The sequence below is a fragment of the Arthrobacter sp. sptzw32 genome (assembly GCF_059089735.1).
This window is the reverse complement of sequence record NZ_JBNHEZ010000002.1, coordinates 370,718-390,054: the sequence shown is the minus strand read 5'-3', so window position 1 is coordinate 390,054 and position 19,337 is coordinate 370,718. Positions and strand designations below refer to the sequence as shown.

The 19,337-nt window shown below is 64.8% G+C and carries 17 protein-coding genes; 12 read left to right on the top strand and 5 right to left on the bottom strand.

What is annotated here, in order from left to right:
* Nucleotides 1–5: 5 nt before the first annotated feature.
* Complete coding sequence (locus AC5RVN_RS05345) at nucleotides 6–626, bottom strand: L-threonylcarbamoyladenylate synthase (protein WP_494104747.1); 621 nt, start codon at nucleotides 624–626, stop codon at nucleotides 6–8.
* Between the two features lie 163 nt (nucleotides 627–789).
* On the opposite strand from AC5RVN_RS05345, the gene AC5RVN_RS05340 reads away from it, so the two are divergent.
* From AC5RVN_RS05340 to AC5RVN_RS05315, 6 genes are all read left to right on the top strand, one after another.
* Entirely contained in the window at nucleotides 790–1,215 is a 426-nt protein-coding gene (locus AC5RVN_RS05340) for a VOC family protein (protein ID WP_494039589.1), read from the top strand.
* 92 nt (nucleotides 1,216–1,307) lie between these two features.
* On the top strand, nucleotides 1,308–1,991 hold the full coding sequence (locus AC5RVN_RS05335) for a hypothetical protein (protein ID WP_494137276.1): 684 nt from the start codon (nucleotides 1,308–1,310) through the stop codon (nucleotides 1,989–1,991).
* Between the two features lie 16 nt (nucleotides 1,992–2,007).
* Nucleotides 2,008–2,517 carry an HAD domain-containing protein gene (locus AC5RVN_RS05330; RefSeq protein ID WP_494137275.1) on the top strand — a complete coding sequence of 170 codons (510 nt, stop codon included), beginning with the start codon at nucleotides 2,008–2,010 and terminating at the stop codon, nucleotides 2,515–2,517.
* A 152-nt stretch (nucleotides 2,518–2,669) separates the two neighbouring features.
* Entirely contained in the window at nucleotides 2,670–3,989 is a 1,320-nt protein-coding gene (locus tag AC5RVN_RS05325) for an inorganic phosphate transporter (protein ID WP_494137431.1), read from the top strand.
* Nucleotides 3,986–4,207: a hypothetical protein gene (locus AC5RVN_RS05320; protein WP_494039592.1), complete on the top strand. Its 222-nt coding sequence runs from the start codon at nucleotides 3,986–3,988 to the stop codon at nucleotides 4,205–4,207. Before AC5RVN_RS05325 ends, AC5RVN_RS05320 begins: the two co-directional genes overlap by 4 nt.
* An 85-nt stretch (nucleotides 4,208–4,292) precedes the next feature.
* Nucleotides 4,293–4,859, top strand: a complete 567-nt coding sequence (locus AC5RVN_RS05315; RefSeq protein ID WP_494137274.1) for a dihydrofolate reductase family protein — start codon at nucleotides 4,293–4,295, stop codon at nucleotides 4,857–4,859.
* Nucleotides 4,860–5,001: 142 nt separating this feature from the next.
* Here the strand turns inward: AC5RVN_RS05315 and AC5RVN_RS05310 are convergent, their stop codons facing one another.
* Together AC5RVN_RS05310 and AC5RVN_RS05305 are read right to left on the bottom strand one after the other, a co-directional pair.
* Nucleotides 5,002–6,564 carry an HNH endonuclease signature motif containing protein gene (locus AC5RVN_RS05310; protein WP_494137273.1) on the bottom strand — a complete coding sequence of 521 codons (1,563 nt, stop codon included), beginning with the start codon at nucleotides 6,562–6,564 and terminating at the stop codon, nucleotides 5,002–5,004.
* Between the two features lie 56 nt (nucleotides 6,565–6,620).
* Nucleotides 6,621–7,097, bottom strand: coding sequence for a hotdog fold thioesterase (locus tag AC5RVN_RS05305; RefSeq protein WP_494137272.1), 477 nt, complete (start codon nucleotides 7,095–7,097; stop codon nucleotides 6,621–6,623).
* 205 nt (nucleotides 7,098–7,302) lie between these two features.
* Between AC5RVN_RS05305 and polA the strand changes: the two genes are divergently transcribed.
* The 3 genes from polA (at nucleotide 7,303) to rpsA (ending at nucleotide 13,027) form a co-directional block, all read left to right on the top strand.
* Nucleotides 7,303–9,945: a DNA polymerase I gene (polA, locus tag AC5RVN_RS05300; RefSeq protein ID WP_494137430.1), complete on the top strand. Its 2,643-nt coding sequence runs from the start codon at nucleotides 7,303–7,305 to the stop codon at nucleotides 9,943–9,945.
* 98 nt (nucleotides 9,946–10,043) lie between these two features.
* Nucleotides 10,044–11,333, top strand: a complete 1,290-nt coding sequence (locus AC5RVN_RS05295; RefSeq protein WP_494137429.1) for a GNAT family N-acetyltransferase — start codon at nucleotides 10,044–10,046, stop codon at nucleotides 11,331–11,333.
* Between the two features lie 215 nt (nucleotides 11,334–11,548).
* The gene (gene rpsA, locus AC5RVN_RS05290; protein ID WP_139029088.1) at nucleotides 11,549–13,027 is read left to right on the top strand and encodes a 30S ribosomal protein S1; all 1,479 of its coding nucleotides are present in this window, start codon (nucleotides 11,549–11,551) and stop codon (nucleotides 13,025–13,027) included.
* A gap of 112 nt (nucleotides 13,028–13,139) precedes the next feature.
* On the opposite strand, the gene AC5RVN_RS05285 is transcribed toward rpsA, so the two are convergent.
* Nucleotides 13,140–13,706 carry a GNAT family N-acetyltransferase gene (locus AC5RVN_RS05285; RefSeq protein ID WP_494137271.1) on the bottom strand — a complete coding sequence of 189 codons (567 nt, stop codon included), beginning with the start codon at nucleotides 13,704–13,706 and terminating at the stop codon, nucleotides 13,140–13,142.
* A complete protein-coding gene (locus tag AC5RVN_RS05280; protein ID WP_494137270.1) occupies nucleotides 13,690–14,379 on the bottom strand; it encodes an IMPACT family protein in 690 nt (229 codons plus the stop codon). Before AC5RVN_RS05280 ends, AC5RVN_RS05285 begins: the two co-directional genes overlap by 17 nt.
* A gap of 262 nt (nucleotides 14,380–14,641) precedes the next feature.
* On the opposite strand from AC5RVN_RS05280, the gene coaE reads away from it, so the two are divergent.
* From coaE to AC5RVN_RS05265, 3 genes are all read left to right on the top strand, one after another.
* Nucleotides 14,642–15,862, top strand: a complete 1,221-nt coding sequence (gene coaE / locus AC5RVN_RS05275; protein ID WP_494137269.1) for a dephospho-CoA kinase — start codon at nucleotides 14,642–14,644, stop codon at nucleotides 15,860–15,862.
* 104 nt (nucleotides 15,863–15,966) lie between these two features.
* Entirely contained in the window at nucleotides 15,967–18,063 is a 2,097-nt protein-coding gene (gene uvrB, locus AC5RVN_RS05270; protein ID WP_494039599.1) for an excinuclease ABC subunit UvrB, read from the top strand.
* A gap of 202 nt (nucleotides 18,064–18,265) precedes the next feature.
* On the top strand, nucleotides 18,266–19,294 hold the full coding sequence (locus AC5RVN_RS05265) for a TerC family protein (protein ID WP_494039600.1): 1,029 nt from the start codon (nucleotides 18,266–18,268) through the stop codon (nucleotides 19,292–19,294).
* Nucleotides 19,295–19,337 lie beyond the last annotated feature (43 nt).

Sequence of the window (19,337 nt, the reverse complement as noted above, 5' to 3'; positions counted from 1 at the left end):
AAGGCTTATTCGAAACGGGACGGGTCACCCATCCCGCGGCGGACCACCTCGGCCACGCCGCCGGAAAAGTCCACTACGGTGGTGGGCTCGGAACCGCAGTCGCCGGCGTCGATCACGGCATCCACTTGGTGGTCCAGCCGCTCCTTGATTTCCCAGCCCTGGGTCATCGGGTCCTCATCGTCCGGCATCAGCAGGGTGCTTGAAAGCAGCGGCTCGCCGAGTTCGGCGAGCAGCGCCTGCACCACCCGGTTGTCCGGGATCCTGACGCCGACGGTTTTCTTCTTGGGGTGCAGCAGGCGCCGGGGGACCTCCTTGGTGGCAGGCAGGATAAAGGTGTAGCTGCCGGGAGTTACGGATTTGATGCTGCGGAAAACGTCGTTGCTGATGTTCACGAATTGGCCCAGTTGGGCGAAATCCCTGCACACCAACGTGAAGTGGTGCTTGTCGTCCAGGCTGCGGATGGCCCTGATGCGGTCCAGGGCGTCTTTATTACCCAGCTGCGCGCCCAGCGCATAGCAGGAGTCCGTGGGGTAGGCGATCAGCCCGCCGTCGAGCACCATGCGTACTGCCTGCGTGATGGCACGTGGCTGGGGATCCTGCGGATGAACGTCAAAGTATCTGGCCATGCACCCGAGCCTACGTTTCCTGCCCTGACGCCGCACGCTTTGGCCGCCCGGGGCGTCCCCAACGCATTCAATAGGGGCAGCTGCCCCTACCCCGGGGGAGCCCCTTGGGGCAGGATGTTGTCTGGTTCCACCCTCTTTCGGTACAACTCAAGGAGATCCAGCCATGCCCACCACCCTTAATCCGTACCTCGGCTTCCGCGACAACGCCCGCGAGGCCATGAACTTCTACCAGTCGGTTTTTGGCGGGGAGCTGACACTCAGCACCTTCGGTGAGTTCCAGGCCAGCGAGGATCCGGCAGAGGCGGAGAAAATCATGCATGCCATGCTGACAACCACCCAGGGCCTGGTGCTGATGGGAGCGGACACGCCAAACGGCATGGAGTTCAGCGGAGGGTCGTCCATCTCCATTTCACTCAGCGGGGATGATGAAGCGGAACTGCGTGGCTACTTCGAAAAGCTGAGCGGCAACGGCGGTACGGTAACAGTGCCCATGGAGCAGGCGCCGTGGGGAGATGTCTTCGGCATGTGCACGGACCGTTATGGCGTGGCCTGGCTTGTCAACGTCAACAACCCGCAGGCAGCCGGCTGACCAACCTGCCCGGGCAGGGCAGCTGGAGAGCCGGCTGACCGGTCCGGCAGTGCTTCCTTGAGGAGGGCGCCACGCAGTGGGACGATGTACGCGTGGAGTCCCTCTTCGAGATCCTTGACGATAAATGGTGGCTCGTTTTCCCCACCTTGGCCTTTGCCGGCCACTGGGCGAATTCGTGGCGCAAAGCCAGCGACCGCAGGCACCAGCGGAAGGTGGAGCTGTACAAGCTCAAGAACCAGGCCCATGAGGCTGAGAAAGTCTCGGCCGCGGAGGTTGAGTCACTGCTGGCAGCCCATGATGCCACCAGCAGGCGCTGGCTGGATTATGAACTTGACGTGGGCAAGCTGATTGAATTCCCGCTTATGACAGACGTCCGGGAACCCCTCACGGTGGCCTTCCTTCGGGCCAAACGTGAGGCCGACGGACTCCGGCCGGGATCAGCGGCAGAGGTGACGTCGCCCTCCCGCCTCCAGGCGTACCGCAGGGCGGTGGATGGATTCAACGTGGCGCTGGAGGTGGCCGAGCGCGAAGCCAGGCGCATCAGGGACAGCAAGTTCACCGGGCCCGAACGGGAACGGCTTGCCACCGCGCGGCAGTTGCTGAGGATCGCGGAAAACCATGCAGCCACTCCGGCAGAACGCCAGGCAGCCTACAAGCGGGCCCGGCGCGAGTTGGACGGCCTTATCGTCCTGCCGGACGCGGCAATGGCGGCCCTCGAGGAGAAAATCGCACCCATGCTGGACGGGGGCGCGCGGCCCTCCGATTCCCGCCGCTGATTATCCGGGAGACACTGTGGCTGTCCGCACGCTCTACCTGGACGTTGACGGTGTCATCTGTCCGTTCGGACCCGACGGGCGCACCGGCTGGGGAACGCCGTGGCGGCGCGCTGCCGCGGGATTGTTGCCGGTGGCATTCGCCGCTGAGTTGGTGAAGGGACTTAACAGCCTTGCTGCAACGTCGGAGTTGCGGTGCGTCTGGCTGACCAGTTGGGAGGAACTGGCACCGCAGTACCTTTGCCCGGCCATCGGCCTGGAGGGCAGCCGGTGGCCCTTTCTAACGGCTTTCGGTTCCGGAAGCGGGCCGGATTGGTGGAAGCTCCGGGCCATTCAGGCCGATGTTGAGGAGACCGGACCCGTGGCTGTGGCCTGGGCAGATGACCAGCTCGCCTTCGAGGCCGAGGCGCAGGCCTGGGCGGCGGTCATGGGCCGGCGTTTGCTGGCACTGTCGCCGAACCCCAGGTGCGGGATTTCACCTGCCGAGCTGGACGCCGTCGCAGCCTTCCTCAAGGCGCCGATGTTTTGACCTCCTGCCGGGGGCGCGTACGATCGATAGGGTTTCACGCCGGTTGTGTTAACAGCGCAAGTCAATCCAAGCGAACAGCTGGTGAATTATGCTGTGCAAGGCAGCCGGGGGAAAGAAACTGCTTGACGTCGACTCTGCAGATTGGGCAACAGGTGGATATCACCTTCATGGTGGCGCTGGTCATCGCACTGGCACTATTTTTCGACTTCACGAACGGCTTCCACGACACAGCGAATGCCATGGCCACGCCCATCGCAACCGGTGCCATCAAGCCGAAGACTGCGGTCACCCTCGCAGCCATCCTTAACCTGGTGGGCGCCTTCCTGTCCACGGAAGTGGCTAAAACGGTCTCCGGCGGCATCATCCGTGAAGGGTCCGACGGTGTACAGATCACGCCGGAAATCATCTTCGCCGGCCTCATGGGAGCAATCCTGTGGAACATGATCACGTGGTTGAAGGGCCTGCCGTCGAGTTCCTCCCACGCCCTGTTTGGCGGGCTGATCGGTGCCGCCATCGCCGGCATCGGATTCAACTCCATCAATCTTGAGGGCCTGCTTCAGAAGGTCATCCTGCCCGCGATCTTTGCGCCGCTCATCGCCGGCATCGTGGCCTACATCTGCACGCGCCTGGCCTATGCCCTGACCTCCCGGCACGATCCCGAGACCGGCAGCAAGCTCACCCAGAAACGCGGCGGATTCCGTACCGGGCAGATCTTCACTTCCAGCCTGGTGGCACTGGCCCACGGCACCAACGACGCCCAAAAGACCATGGGCATCATCACGCTCGTGCTGATTGCCGCCGGCACCCAGACCCCGGGCTCCGGCCCGCAGTTCTGGGTGATCGCCGCCTGCGCCTTCGCCATTGCCATCGGTACCTACGCCGGCGGGTGGCGCATCATCCGCACCATGGGCGCCGGGCTCACAGAAGTAAAGCCCGCCCAGGGCTTCGCTGCCGAAACCAGCACCGCGTCGGCCATCCTTGCCTCGTCCCACCTCGGTTTTGCACTATCCACCACTCAGGTGGCTTCCGGTTCTGTTATCGGCTCCGGAATGGGCCGACGGGGAACCAGTGTCCGCTGGAGCATGGTGGGCAAGATCGCGCTGGGTTGGCTCTTCACCCTTCCCGCAGCCGGCATTGTGGGAGCGCTGACTGCACTGCTGGTCAAGACCGGCGTAATAGGCGTGCTGATCGCGGCCGTCGCCGGCACCGCCGCGGTGCTGTTCATGTTCTTCTATTCACGTAAGTCCGCCGTCGGCCACCACAACGCCATCGAAGTTGAAGAGGCAGGCCAGACAGTGCGTTTCGCAAAGAAGAAGGCAATGGCCCGTGCCCGTGCCAAGGCGAAGTCGCACGCGAAGGCTGACGCTGACGCCAAATCCGTTGCCGGAACCAGCACCAGCGTCCAAGCCAACACCAATACTGATGCCGAGACCGAAGCCGAAGCCGTTACAACGAAGGATGCCCAGCGATGAAGTGGTTGGAACTGCTGACCGTGGCCGGTGCCACCCTGGCGGCCGCAGTGACCGTAGTGGTTCTCTACTCGCTGGGAGTTCGGCTGACCGCCATTGCAGGTGACGCACGCCAAGCCTCGCCCGGCGTGAAGCGGTCCCTTGCGTATGTTTGCTTCGGGCTGTGCGGACTCGCCGTCCTCTTTGGCCTGTACCTGATCATCCCTTACTTCTCCGGCTAAATCCCCTCGCCAGGCCCCGAATGGGGCTGCTGACAGGGTAGCCATCGCCGTTGGACAGACCGAGTCCGATCACTAGGCTGGACCCATGTCACGGATCCAGTACTTTGTAGCCGCGTCCCTCGATGGTTTCATTGCTACGCCTACAGATGACCTCGGCTGGCTCCTGCAGTTCGACGGTTTCGAGGGCGGCAAGGAAAGCTACGAGACGTTCATGGCGGGTGTCGGCTGCATCGTGATGGGCGGCGGGACGTACGCCTGGCTGATGGAGCACGAGCCAGGGACATGGCCGTACCCCGAGACTCCCTGCTACGTCTTCACCCGGCATGAGTACCAGGCGCCTCCCGGGGCGGACCTCACCTTCGTTCGCGGCAGCGTCTCGGAATTCGTTGCAGACTTCAAGGCGGACGCGGGAGGAAAGAACGTCTGGGTGGTGGGCGGCGGGGACCTCGCCGCGCAGTTCGCTGACGCCGGGCTGCTGGATGAGCTGATCCTCTCCGTCATCCCCGTGGTCCTCGGCGACGGCAAGCGGCTTCTTCCATTGACGGGCCCGACGCCGCCACTTGAGTTGACTGCCTCGCGCGCCCTGGGCAGGGGCATAGTTGAGCTCCGGTACTCGCTGAACGGCGATTCAGGTTCAGGTTCTGGGGGCTAACCCTGCGTGGGCTGCGGGGTCCCCTCACTGACCTTGCGAAGTTGGGGAGCAAGACTCGGCAGTCCGGGTGACCCGGTGGTTTAGCCGCGCCAACACCCATCGCAGGGCTGAGCCCGCTTCTATGCCGCACCGGCTGAGCTCATCAGCCGCGGGCGTGGAGGAACCGTTCGATGCCGTCTTCTCCAAGGGAGTAGCCGGTGCGGACAAGGTCCACGTGGCCGGGCGGAAAACCGCCGGGCTCCTGCTGAGGCCAGCACCTGCTCGATGTGTGGCTCGGCTTAGTTTGCGCTGCCAGCTCCTGGGGCCAGTGTGGTGGTTCCGAGTGGTGGTGTTCGGGTTTGTAGTGCCTGCCGGTGGGGGAGGTCCAGCCGGGTGGTTCGGTTTTGGTGGCCGGGGTGGGTTTCCAGGCGGTGGCGTGTTTGAGTCGGTGGTGCTTGGGGCAGAGCTGGCCGAGGTTGCTGATTCCGGTGGTGCCGCCGTGGTGCCAGGCGGTGAGGTGGTCAGCTTCGTTGTCCAGGGAGTTGTTGCTGCACCCGGGGAAGGTGCATTTGCCGTCCCTGAGTTGCAGGGCTTTCTTCATGGCCGCCGTGATCCGGTAGCTGGTCCGGCCGATTTCCAGTGGTGCGCCGTCGCGGGGGTCAACGAGGACCCGGTGAAACGAGTTGGCGCCGTCCGCGACGAGTTTGCGTGCCATCGACGCCGGGATCGGGCCGTAGCCGTCCAGCATCCCAGGTTCCTCGGTCAGTCCCATCAACGCGAACACCGGGACGGTGACGAGCACGTCCGCCTTCGGGGCCGGAACCTTTCCCATGCCCGCAACGTAAGCAGTTTCACCGTCCCCCTTCCCGCCCCCGCTTGCAGCGCCCCCATCCCCACGGTCCGCGGTACCTGCGCCCGGGGCTGTGAGCAGCAGGCCGGCGGCGGTGTCGACCCGCAACTGTGTGAGGGTGCGGGGCTCGTCCGGGCCCTGGAGTCCACGGGCGAGGGCCGTGGTGCGGTTCCAGATCGCGCCTGCCTGGTCAGCGGGCAGGTAGGCCGAGAGCCATGCCATCCCGTCCTGGTCCGGACGGTATTCCACCCGCCGGTCGGCCACACCCCTGGCGTGCCGCTGTTCGATGGACCCGGCGTGGTGGCGTTCCAGCCACACCCGGGCTTTAGCTTTGAACCGGTACGCCGGAACGTCCCCGATCGGCGCGGCCGTGGATGGTATGGGTGTATCCGGGCCCAGGAAGTGGGCTTCGAGGGCGGCGGCGCCGGCAGAGTCCAGGGTGGCCGTTTCCTCCACCATGACCTGGGCGTGCCGCCACGAAACCGTCCCCGCGCGCAGGGCCGAGAGGGTCAGCGGCAGCGTGGCCACCAGGGCGTGGGAGGTGGCCAGGAAGGAACCCGCGGCCCGGCCGCCAAGGGCCAGGAGGGTACCGATTTCCGCCGCGACCGCCATCTCTCGCGCCTGCACCGGGGTTCCCGGCGCCGCGACAGTATGAACGGTGTCCGCGTACGTCACCGCCGCCCGGGCCTTCAGCCCCGCGACCCTGGCCTCCACGGCGGCCGCGCCGGAGAGGATGTCCAGGCAACCATCAGCCAGGGCAGCCAACGGATCAGCACCATCAACCGCCCCGGAACCCGTTCCATCCGCTTCGGCATAAAGCACGGCAAGGGCGGCATTGATGTCCTCAAACGCCCTCACCACCGCCGCTTTACCCATGAACCCATCATGGCAAGGGGGTCAGACAATTAAGGGAAGTGCCAGGGGAGGGGTCCCTACCCCTGCTGCGGAGCGGCGTTATCCCGGATCATGTTGGTGATGCGTGCTGTAGACAGCCTGCGCCCCTGCTCGTCCGTCATGACGATCTCGTGCGTCGCCAGGGTCCGGCCTAGGTGGATGGCGGAGCAGGTACCCGTCACCGTGCCCGCTGCGATGGACCGGTGATGCGTGGCGCTGACCTCGATACCCACGGCATGCCTGCCAGGCCCTGCGTGCATTCCTGATGCGAACGATCCGAGCGTTTCAGCCAGGACAACATGGGCGCCGCCGTGAAGGATTCCGGCTACCTGGGTGTTTCCTTCCACCGGCATGGTGGCTACGGTCCGTTCCGGGCTCATCTCCAGAAAACGTATCCCCATCTTCACTACCAGGGCCCCGATCCCGAACTGACCCAGCCAGGCATGCAGATGCTCCGGGACGCCGGCCGCAGTGAGCTCAGGGGAGAAGGGGCCGGGCGTGAAATTGTCCATCATGGCAACTAGGCTGGCACCTGTGAGTGAAACAACCAAACCGGCCCCTTTCCCGTCCAATGTCCTGGAGGAGGACAACGCTCCGCAAGGTGCAACTGCCCTTGCTGAGGCTGCTGTTAAGGACACGGCTGGATCGGTTTCGGCGACTGCCGCGCCCGTTGTTCCCCTGACGGGCCAGCCGCGGCTGCTGGTGCTGGACGGCCACTCGATGGCGTTCCGCGCCTTTTTCGCCCTCCCGGCAGACAAGTTCTCCACGGCAAACGGGCAGCATACCAACGCCATCCACGGTTTCACCTCCATGCTGATCAACCTCATCAAGGAACAGCAGCCCACCCACATCGCGGTGGCTTTCGACGTGTCGGACGAGTCCACCCACCGAAAGACCGAGTACAGCGAATACAAGGGGGGCCGCAACGAAACGCCCCGCGAAATGAACAACCAGATCGACCTCATCGGCCAGGTGATGGATGCCTGGGGGATCAAGACCATCAAAATGCCCGGCTACGAGGCGGATGACATTCTTGCCACTCTTGCATCCATGGGTGAGAAGGCCGGCTTCGAAGTCCTGCTGGTCTCCGGTGACCGTGACGCGTTCCAGCTGATCACGGACAACGTTTTCGTGCTCTACCCAAAGAAGGGCGTCAGCGATATCCCGCGGATGGATGCCGCCGCCATCGAGGCCAAGTATTTCGTGAGCCCCGCACGGTATTCAGACCTCGCCGCCTTGGTGGGGGAGACGGCCGATAACCTTCCGGGAGTTCCCGGCGTCGGCCCTAAAACGGCGGCCAAATGGATCAATCAGTACGGCGGTCTTGAGGGCGTCCTCGAACACCTGGATGCCATTGGCGGCAAGGTAGGGGACGCGCTTCGGGAGAACGTCGAAGCCGTCAAGCGTAACCGCCGCTTGAACCAGCTCCACACGGACCTGGAATTGCCCGTCACGCTCGATGACCTGTATGAGCCACGTCCTGACCAGGCAGCCCTTGAGGACCTGTTCGACCAGCTCGAATTCAAGGCCATCCGCGGCCGGCTTTTCGCGCTGTACGGCGACGACGACGCCCCCGCCCCTGAGCGTGCCAGCATCGAAACGCCTGACTTCATCGCGCCGTCGGGGGCTGCAGAGCTCGCAGGCTTCCTCAAGGCAGGTGCCGGCCAGCGCTCCGCCGTCGCGGTGGACCTGGTGCCGGGGCGGATCGGCGAGGATGCTGCCGGGCTGGCGATCGTCCGTGACGGCGCCGCGGCCTACGTCGATCTCTCCGGCCAGGACGCCGAGGCCGAAAACGTCCTGGCTGCGTGGTTGCGCGATCCCGCAGCGCCGAAGGTGATGCACGGGTTCAAGGCCGCGCTGAAAGCCCTGACCTCCCGGGGCCTGGAGCTTGATGGCGTGGTGGACGATACCTCGATTTCCGGGTACCTCATCCAGCCGGACCGGCGCACCTACGAACTCGCCGAACTTGCCCAGCACCACCTCAACGTGGGGATCCCGGCTGCCACCGCCAAGGCCGGCCAGCTGGAGCTTTCCTTTGACGGGGACGACGAAGCAGCCGCGGGCGCGCTGGTGCAGGCGGCCGCCGTCGTCCTTGAACTGAGCCGTTTCTTCGAGGCGGAACTGAAGGAGCGCCGCGCGGAGGAACTGCTGTCCAGCCTCGAGCTTCCGGTCAGCCGTGTCCTGGCCGACATGGAACTCGCCGGCATCGGGATCGACATGGCCCGCATGGACGAGCAGCTCGCCGACCTCGCCAGGGTCATCGACAACGCCCAGGAGCAGGCCTTCGCCGCGATCGGCCACGAGGTCAACCTTGGGTCGCCCAAACAGCTGCAGACAGTGCTGTTTGAGGAGCTTCAGCTGCCCAAGACCAAAAAGATCAAGTCCGGCTACACCACTGATGCCGCGTCCCTGAAGAACCTGCTGGACAAAACCGGCCACGAGTTCCTGGTGCAGCTCATGGCGCACCGGGAAGCTGCCAAGCTGCGGCAGATGCTCGAATCGCTGAAGAAGTCCGTTGCCGAAGACGGCCGGATCCACACCACCTACGCCCAGAACGTGGCGGCGACCGGCCGGATTTCCTCAAACAATCCCAACCTGCAGAACATCCCCATCCGCAGCGAGGAAGGCCGCCGCGTCCGCGGAATTTTCGTGGTCAGCGACGGCTACGAGTGCCTGCTGTCCGCGGACTACTCCCAGATCGAGATGCGGATCATGGCACACCTGTCCGGCGATGCCGGCCTGATCCAGGCGTATAAGGACGGCGAGGACCTGCACCGGTTTGTCGGCTCCAACATTTTCCATGTGCCCACCGAGGAAGTCACCAGTGCCATGCGCTCCAAGGTGAAGGCCATGTCCTACGGGCTGGCCTATGGACTCACTTCCTTCGGACTGTCCAAGCAGTTGGAGATTTCCGTGGACGAGGCCCGTACCCTCATGAAGGACTACTTCGACCGGTTCGGCGCTGTCCGCGACTACCTCCGCGGCGTGGTGGACCAGGCCCGGGTGGACGGCTACACGGCAACCATCGAAGGCCGCCGCCGTTACCTGCCCGACCTGACGAGCACCGACCGGCAGCTCCGGGAGAACGCGGAGCGCATCGCCCTGAACAGCCCCATTCAGGGGTCGGCCGCAGACATCATCAAGCGCGCCATGCTGGGCGTCCATGCAGAGCTCAAGTCACAGGGCCTGAAGTCACGGATGCTCCTGCAGGTCCACGACGAACTTGTCCTCGAGGTCGCGGCGGGGGAGCGGGACGCCGTGGAGAAGCTCGTCACCGAACAGATGGGAGCCGCGGCGGACCTCACCGTTCCGCTGGAGGTCCAGATCGGTGTTGGTCCCAGCTGGTACGACGCCGGGCACTAGGAGCAGACGGGGTACCAGGGTCCGGGCGCTTCCAGCAGAAGCGCGTTGTGCCTGGCCAGGCTCCGGAGTTATTGGCTAGGCTCAGGAGGGTGGCTGACCTGAACGGGAACTATGAGATCCGGCGCTTTGGCGCGGTGTCCAGGAACAGTGACGGCTATGCGGAGGCCGAGACCTGGGCCAGGGCCGTGGCGTTCGGGTTCCACGAATCAACGCGCACCCCGGAGCACGTGGCAAAGTCGCTTGCCACCTACGAAACGGATGGCCGGGTCCTGACCGGCGTGTACCAAACGGGCGGGGTGGCCCCGGGATCCCTTCCGGCGGAGGTGCCGGTGGCCACGTTCGCCACGTTCCGCAAGGGTCTCAACATCGGTTTTGGCCGCTCCCTTGAAAGCCAGCTGGTCACGTCTGTGACGGTGCGGACATCGCACCGCCGCCGCGGGCTGCTGCGCCGGATGATGAGCGAGGACCTGCACCTGGCCAAGGAGGACGGCATTGCCATGGCCGCCCTCACCGCTTCGGAGGGAACCATCTACGGGCGCTTCGGTTACGGCGTCGCAAGCTTCGAACGCTCCGTAAAGGTGGACACCACGTCGCGGTTCATTCTGGCGCACCAGCCCACGGGCAGCGTGGAAATCGCCGATCCCAAGATCCTGCTGCAGCTGGCACCGGAGGTCTTCGATCGCGTCCATCGCCTCACCCCCGGGTCCCTCGGGCGGCAGGACATGTACCGGCAGTTCGCTTCAGGGACCCTCGGCCGCGACGGCAAGGAGGATCCCGCCATCAAGGTGGCGCTCCACTACTCGGCGGACGGGGCCGTGGACGGCTACGTCTCGTACAAGTTCCTCGGCTGGGACACGGAACCCTACACCGTGGAGGTGGTGGATCTGGTGGCCGCCGGCAATGACGCCTACCTGGAACTTTGGCAGTTCCTCGGTGCCATCGACCTGGTGGAGCGCGTGTCCTGGGACGAAGCGCCGTTGGACGATCCCTTGACCTGGGCGCTGACGGACCCCCGCTGCATTGACTCGTCGGACAGCCGGGACATGCTGTGGCTCCGCGTCCTGGACGCCGCCAAGGCACTGGAGGCGAGGCACTACCCCGTGGACGGGCGGCTGGTTCTCGAAGTTCATGACCCCCTGGGCCTCACGCCCGGAACCTTCGCACTGCAGGTCGACGGCGGCGGGGCCGCCGTCGAACGCCTGCCGGAAACCGCGGAAGCGGACCTGGTGCTGGATGTCTCTGCCCTGTCCTCGATCTACCTGGGCGCAGTGTCCCCTGTGACCCTGGCTGCAGCCGGCAGGATCCGGGAAAACACGGCGGGTGCGGCCCTGAAGGCCAGGCAAATGTTCGCCGTGGAGCGGTCAACGCACTGCCTCACGCACTTCTAGGCGCACACCTTCACGCTTCACAGGCCGCTTTGACCCGTGTTGCGGGCAGCGACTAGACTAAACGGGCGTGTACCACGTGCACGATTTCTGAAATCCACAAATCAGGATGACCCGGAGGATCCGTTCGGATTCGCCGCACATCGCGCCTGCGTTCCATAACGCGGGCGCGCCGGTTTGCCTGACCGACTAACTATCCACAACGGAGCCCCTACTACATGACCATCACCTCCACCGAGAAGCCCGGTACCCCCGTAGTCGCCATTAACGACATCGGTACCGCTGAGGACTTCCTCGCAGCAGTCGACGCGACCATCAAGTACTTCAACGACGGAGATCTCGTCGAAGGTACCGTCGTCAAGGTCGACCGCGATGAAGTCCTGCTCGACATCGGTTACAAGACCGAAGGTGTCATCCCCTCCCGCGAGCTGTCCATCAAGCACGATGTTGATCCCGGAGACGTCGTCTCCGTTGGCGATCAGGTCGAAGCCCTGGTGCTCACCAAGGAAGACAAAGAAGGCCGTCTGATCCTCTCCAAGAAGCGCGCTCAGTACGAGCGTGCCTGGGGCGACATCGAGAAGGTCAAGGAAGAAGACGGTGTTGTCACCGGTACCGTCATCGAGGTTGTCAAGGGTGGTCTTATCCTCGACATCGGCCTGCGCGGCTTCCTGCCCGCATCCCTCGTCGAGATGCGCCGTGTGCGCGACCTTGCTCCGTACATCGGTCAGCAGATCGAAGCCAAAATCATCGAGCTGGACAAGAACCGCAACAACGTTGTGCTGTCCCGCCGTGCATGGCTCGAGCAGACCCAGTCCGAGGTCCGCTCCACGTTCCTCAACAAGCTGGAAAAGGGCCAGGTCCGTCCCGGCGTCGTTTCCTCCATCGTCAACTTCGGTGCATTCGTGGACCTGGGCGGCGTAGACGGCCTGGTTCACGTTTCCGAGCTGTCCTGGAAGCACATCGACCACCCGTCCGAGGTTGTCGAGGTTGGCCAGGAAGTCACTGTCGAGGTTCTCGAGGTGGACCTGGACCGCGAGCGCGTTTCCCTGTCGCTCAAGGCTACGCAGGAAGATCCGTGGCAGACCTTCGCCCGCACCCACGCCCTCGGCCAGGTTGTTCCGGGTAAGGTCACCAAGCTCGTTCCGTTCGGTGCGTTTGTTCGCGTCGAAGACGGCATCGAAGGCCTGGTCCACATCTCCGAGCTGGCCGTGCGCCACGTGGAGCTGGCAGAGCAGGTTGTCTCCGTTGGCGACGAGCTGTTCGTCAAGGTCATCGACATCGACCTCGAGCGCCGCCGCATCTCCCTCTCCCTCAAGCAGGCCAACGAGGGCGTCGACGCCGACAGCACCGAATTCGATCCGGCTCTGTACGGCATGGCCGCAGAGTACGACGAAGAGGGCAACTACAAGTACCCCGAGGGCTTCGATCCCGAGTCCAACGAGTGGCTTGAAGGCTACGAGAACCAGCGCGCCGCCTGGGAGCAGCAGTACGCTGACGCCCAGACCCGCTGGGAAGCCCACAAGAAGCAGGTTGCCCAGCACGCTGCCGACGACGCTGCAGCTGCAACGTCCGGTGAGAGCGATTCCGGCACCACCAGCTACTCCTCGGAGCCGGCTGCTGAGTCCAACGCCGGTGCAGGCACGCTTGCATCCGACGAAGCCCTCGCCGCACTGCGCGAGAAGCTCACCGGCAACTAATTGCCCCCGGTCCGGAAATTTTCCGGGCCGACACAACAGGCCCCCTGCCCGAGGCAGGGGGCCTGTTGCTTTAACGCTTTAATGGGCCTTCGCGCTGACGGCAAGGAGGCACTTAGAGCACGACGACGGCGCTGACCGTCCCGTCGTCGTCGGGCGTGAGTACCGCGCCCGCGGAGGCGAGGATACGCTGGGCGCCAAGGTTGCCGGTGAGGGTGCGGGCCGTCACCAGGGTGATGCCGGCCTTGCGGGCCTCGACGAGGACCAGGCGAAGTGCGGCGGTCCCGATGCCGCGGGACCGATAGCTCCTGCCCAGCCAGATGCCCGTCTCGGCAACAGCTGCATCATTGCCCGATTCAGCACACCCCGACTTCGCACTCCCTGGCCCGGCACTGCCGGCTTCCGCAGCCGAGGGCTCGACGATGCGGAGGCGGATGGAACCGGCGAGGCTGCCGTCCGCGACTATGCCCCACGCCTTCTCCCCGGCGTCCCCGGCGAGGCCCTGGGCAGCGGCGCGGTGGTAACTGAAGAACCACGCGGTGCGTTCCAGGTTCCAGCCCGGACCGCCGAGCGGGGGAGCCACCTCGTCCGGTGAGGCGTCGCGCTTGGCCAGTGCCAGGAGCTGGTCCACCACTGCTTCGTCCACGTCCACCAGGGACACCACCTCAGGGGAACGGGACATCCACCCACTCCGTTCCTTCGGGGATGAGGGCAGCGGCGCCCGAAGTCAACGACTGCAGGCGGTCCGCAGCATCCGCAATATCCTGCGCGTCGTCCGGTACCGCCACGCGCAGAACCGTATGCTGCGCCGCATAGCTTGTTTCTGCCATCACGAAGCCCGCTGCCCGCAGATCGTTCTCCAGCCTGCCGGCAGCAGCGTGCGGCACTTCCGCTGAGCAGATCCGCAACCGGCTCCGGCGCACCAACGGCACCAGGGAGAGCGCCGAAGACACGGACTCAGAGTACGCCCGCACGAGCCCGCACGCCCCCAGCAGGATGCCGCCAAAATAGCGGACGACGACGGCAGTGACATCGCTGAGGTCAGCCACACCAGGTGCCGTTTCCCTTTTGCTCAAGGCCTCGAGCATGGGGACGCCTGCGGTTCCTGAGGGCTCGCCGTCGTCGCTGGAGCGCTGGATGTCCCGGTCAGGACCGAGGATGAAAGCGGAGCAGTGGTGCCGGGCGTCGTGGAATTCGCGGCGAAGGCCTGCCACCAGGTCCCGCGCCGCTTCTTCGCTGTCAGCCCGGCGCAACACCGTGATGAACCTGGAGCGCTTGATCTCCAGCTCGTGGCGGAAGTCCGGCCCTGCCGCCAGCGTGGTGTAGCTGGTGGCCCGGCTCGCTTGCTCTTGCATCCGCCCCAGTCTAGTTGGGCCCACGCCGTGAGGGTTCCCCGGGCGAGCGAAGCGAGGTCAGGGTAGCGGTGGATGGGCCCACGCCGTGAGGGTTCCCCGGGCGAGCGAAGCGAGGTCAGGGTAGCGGCGGGTGGGCCCACGCCGTGAGGGTTCCCCGGGCGAGCGGAGCGAGGTCAGGGTAGCGGCGGGTGGGCCCACGCCGTGAGGGTTCCCCGGGCGAGCGGAGCGAGGTCAGGGTAGCGGCGGGGATTATTGTAGGGGAGTGCTGAAGATTGGTTTGACGGGCGGTATCGCTTCGGGAAAGTCAGTAGTTGCCTTGCGGCTGAAGGAACGCGGAGCAGTCCTGGTGGACGCTGACGTGCTGGCGCGGGAGGTGGTGGAACCCGGCACCGAAGGCCTGCAACGCGTCGTGGCCGAGTTCGGGGGTGGTGTCCTGGCTGCTGATGGCCGCCTGGACCGGCCGAAGCTCGGCGCGCTGGTGTTCGGAGATCCCGCGCGCCTCGCCGCACTGAACGACATTGTGCACCCGCTGGTCCGGTCCCGCGCTGCTGCCATGGTCGAAGCGGCTGCCCGGGACGCCGTGGTGGTGCAGGACATCCCGCTGCTGGTGGAGACGGGCCAAGGCAGCAATTTCCACCTGGTCCTGGTGGTGGACGCCCCGGACGGGGTGAGGCTGCAGCGCATGCTGGAGCACCGGGGTATGACTGCTGAGGCCGCCCGCTCCCGGATGGCAGCGCAGGCCACACGTGAGGAACGCCTTGCCCAGGCTGACGCTGTCCTCGATAACTCCGGCACCTTGGAGCAGCTGGTGGCGGAAGTGGATCACCTCTGGGATGACCGGCTGGCGCCGTTTGCCCGAAACCTCTCGACAGGAGACAGAGCCGCCAGGACCGGAGGACCGGTCCTGGTTCCGGCGAGGGCCGAGTGGGCGGACGACGCCCGGCGCTTGATGAACAGAATTGTCGAAGCTGTTCCTGCCGCGCAGCAGGACACGGTGGCAGTCGACCACGTCGGGTCCACCTCAGTCCCCGGCCTGGACGCCAAGGACGTCATCGACCTGCAGCTGACTGTCCCTGACCTCGGCGTTGCCGACGCCCTTGCACCGGCCCTTGCCGCCGCCGGGTTTCCGGCGGTCCCCGGTATTACCGCCGACACCCCCAAGCCCAGCCACCCCAGTCCGGATGATTGGGCCAAGCGCATCCACGCCAACGCCGATCCGGGCCGCCCCGTTAATCTGCACATCCGTGCCGCCGGCTCACCCGGCTGGCGCTTTGCCTTCTGCTTCCGTGACTGGCTGCGGGCCGAACCGGCAGCGGCGGCTGAGTACCTGGCCCTTAAGCGCAGACTCGCTGCCGCCCACGCCGGGGACACGTCCACCACGGCCTACGCGGAAGCCAAAGAAGACTGGTTCACAGCCGTTGAGGAACCCCTTGAACGGTGGGCCGCACATTCGGGCTGGCAGCCGCCGTCGTCCGGGTCTTGAGCGGTCCTGGCCCGGCAGCTCCGTGGTTCTGCCGGTACCGGCGGGGGTGTTCGCCCACAACGGACTCGCCCCGTGGTGTCGGTGCTCCACGGTAAGTTGGAACCATGAGCCTTGCGCAGGATATCAACCGTGTTGTAGCGCCCTTCGAGGTCATCAGCGAGTTCAAGCCCGCCGGCGACCAGCCCGCGGCCATCGCAGAGCTGACGGAGCGCATCAAGAACGGCGAAAAGGACGTGGTGCTGCTTGGTGCCACCGGCACGGGCAAAAGCGCCACCACGGCGTGGCTGATCGAGCAGGTCCAGCGGCCAACCCTGGTGATGGTCCAGAACAAGACCCTCGCGGCGCAGCTGGCCAATGAATTCCGTGAACTGCTGCCCAACAACGCGGTGGAGTACTTCGTCTCCTACTACGACTACTACCAGCCCGAAGCCTACGTCGCGCAGACGGACACCTTCATCGAGAAGGACTCCTCCATCAACGAGGAAGTGGAGAGGCTTCGCCACTCCGCCACCAACGCGCTGCTGACCCGCCGCGACGTCATTGTGGTGGCCACGGTGTCCTGCATCTATGGCCTGGGCACCCCTGAGGAATACATCGCCGGCATGGTGACCCTCCGCAAGGGGGCGGAAATGAACCGCGACCACCTGCTGCGGAAGTTCGTCTCCATGCAGTACACGCGCAATGACATGGACTTCCACCGCGGCACCTTCCGGGTCCGCGGCGACACCGTCGAGATCATACCCATGTACGAGGAACTGGCCATCCGGATCGAGTTTTTCGGCGACGAGATTGAAAACATCCACACGCTGCATCCGCTGACCGGCGAAGTGATCCGGGACGAAGAGGAGATGTACGTCTTCCCGGCCTCGCACTACGTAGCCGGGCCTGAGCGGATGGCCAGGGCCATCAAGCGGATCGAAGACGAACTCGCGGACCGCCTGAAGGTCCTGGAAAGCCAGAACAAACTCGTCGAGGCGCAGCGGCTGCGGATGCGCACCACGTACGATCTCGAGATGATGCAGCAGATGGGTTTCTGCAACGGCATCGAGAACTACTCCTCGCACATTGACGGCCGTGCCCCGGGGACCGCGCCGCACTGCCTCCTTGACTACTTTCCCGATGACTTCCTGCTGGTGGTGGACGAGTCCCATGTGACCATTCCCCAAATCGGTGCCATGTATGAAGGCGACATGTCCCGCAAACGGAACCTGGTGGACTTCGGCTTCCGGCTGCCGTCCGCCATGGACAACCGCCCCCTCAAGTGGGACGAATTCCTCGAACGCGTCGGCCAGACCGTCTACCTTTCCGCGACCCCCGGCAAATACGAACTCGGCAAGGCGGACGGCACGGTCCAGCAGATCATCCGGCCCACCGGCCTGATCGACCCCGAGGTGGTGGTCAAGCCCACCAAGGGCCAGATCGATGACCTGCTGGGCGAAATCAGGACGCGCACGGAGAAGAACGAGCGGGTCCTGGTCACCACGCTCACCAAGCGCATGGCGGAGGACCTGACCGATTACTTGATGGGCCACGGCGTGAAGGTGGAGTACCTGCACTCCGACGTGGACACCCTCCGGCGCGTGGAACTGCTCCGCGAGCTCCGGATGGGCACCTTCGACGTGCTGGTGGGCATCAACCTGCTTCGGGAAGGCCTGGACCTGCCCGAAGTCTCTCTCGTGAGCATCCTGGACGCTGACAAGGAAGGCTTCCTCCGGTCCGCCACGTCGCTCATCCAGACCATCGGCCGCGCCGCCCGCAACGTCTCCGGGCAGGTGCACATGTACGCTGACCGCATTACGGATTCGATGGCCCATGCCATCGACGAAACCAACCGTCGGCGCGCCATCCAGGTGGCGTACAACAAGGAAAAGGGCATCGATCCCCAGCCGCTGCGGAAGAAAATCGCCGACATCACCGACCAGCTGGCCAAGGAAGACGCCGACACCCAGGAGCTGCTCAACAACAACCGGCTCGCCAAGGGCGGCAAGCGCAAGGCCGCGGCCAAGGGTGCCGCCCAGGTCCGCTCCGACGGCCTCGCCGCGGCGCCGGCGGAGGACCTGGTGGGCTTGATCGAACAGCTGACGGAACAGATGCACGGGGCCGCCGCCGAGCTGCAGTTCGAGGTGGCAGCGCGGATCAGGGACGAGGTCAGCGAGCTGAAGAAGGAACTGCGCCAGATGCAGGCGGCAGGGCACGCCTGACGCAATCCTCAACGCTGGAAAGCCCGGGAACCGGCCTGGGGTACAGTTAATGGCACGTAGGGGAGTATCCCAAGCGCTACGATCGTCAACACGCAGGGCATGGTTGCCCCGCCGGGCGTAGCGGGCCGCCACATCAGCACCAAGTGCACAGGCAGGCCGGAGAGACTTACACTGCATCTCTGTACCTGCGAAAGGCTGCCCTGTGCTCGAATTACCCGTGTGGTTTGAGGTTGGCTCGTTTGTCGTCCTCGGCCTGATCCTCCTGATCGACCTTCTCCTGGTGGTCCGCCGCCCCCACGAACCCTCCATGAAGGAGGCAGGCCTGTGGGTGGCGTTCTACGTCAGCCTCGCCCTGGTGTTCGCCGGCGCCATGTTCGCCTTCACCGGTCCTGAATATGGCGGCCAGTTTGTCGCCGGCTGGGTAACTGAATACAGCCTTAGCATCGACAACCTGTTTGTCTTCATCATCATCATGGCCAGGTTCTCCGTGCCCCGGAAGTACCAGCAGGAAGTGCTGATGGTGGGCATCATCATCGCCCTGATCCTGCGCGGCATCTTCATCCTGCTCGGTGCCATCGTGATCGAGCAGTTCAGCTGGGTGTTCTACATCTTCGGCGCTTTCCTGCTGTGGACCGCCTGGAAGCAGGCCCAGGATGAGGGCGAAGACGAAGAAGACCGCGAGAACCCGCTGATCGCTAAGATCCGCAAGGTCATCCCTATGTCGGAGAAGTTCGACGGCGGCAAGCTCCGCACCACGGTGAACGGCAAGAAGGTCTTCACCCCCATGCTGATCGTGTTCATCACCATCGGCCTCACCGACCTGCTCTTCGCCGTCGACTCCATCCCCGCCATCTTCGGCCTGACCCAGAGCCCGTTCATCGTTTTCACGGCCAACCTGTTCGCCCTGATGGGCCTGCGGCAGCTGTACTTCCTGCTGGGCGGCCTCATGAACCGCCTGATCTACCTGAAGCACGCGCTGTCCTTCATCCTGGCGTTCATTGGTGTCAAGCTCGTGCTGCACGCCATGCACGTCAACGAACTGCCGTTCATCAATGGCGGCCAGCACATCGAATGGGCTCCCGAGATCCCCACGTTTGTGTCCCTGGCGGTCATCGTCGGCACCATCATCATCGCGGTGATTGCAAGCCTCCTCAGCTCCAAAGCCAAGGAAGCCCACCTGGATCCGCGCCTTGAGGAAGATGTCAAGAAGAGCCACAGCGACGTCGAGTAGCTCCTTCCCCTCCTGACAAACCTGCAATCCCGGCCGCCCTGCG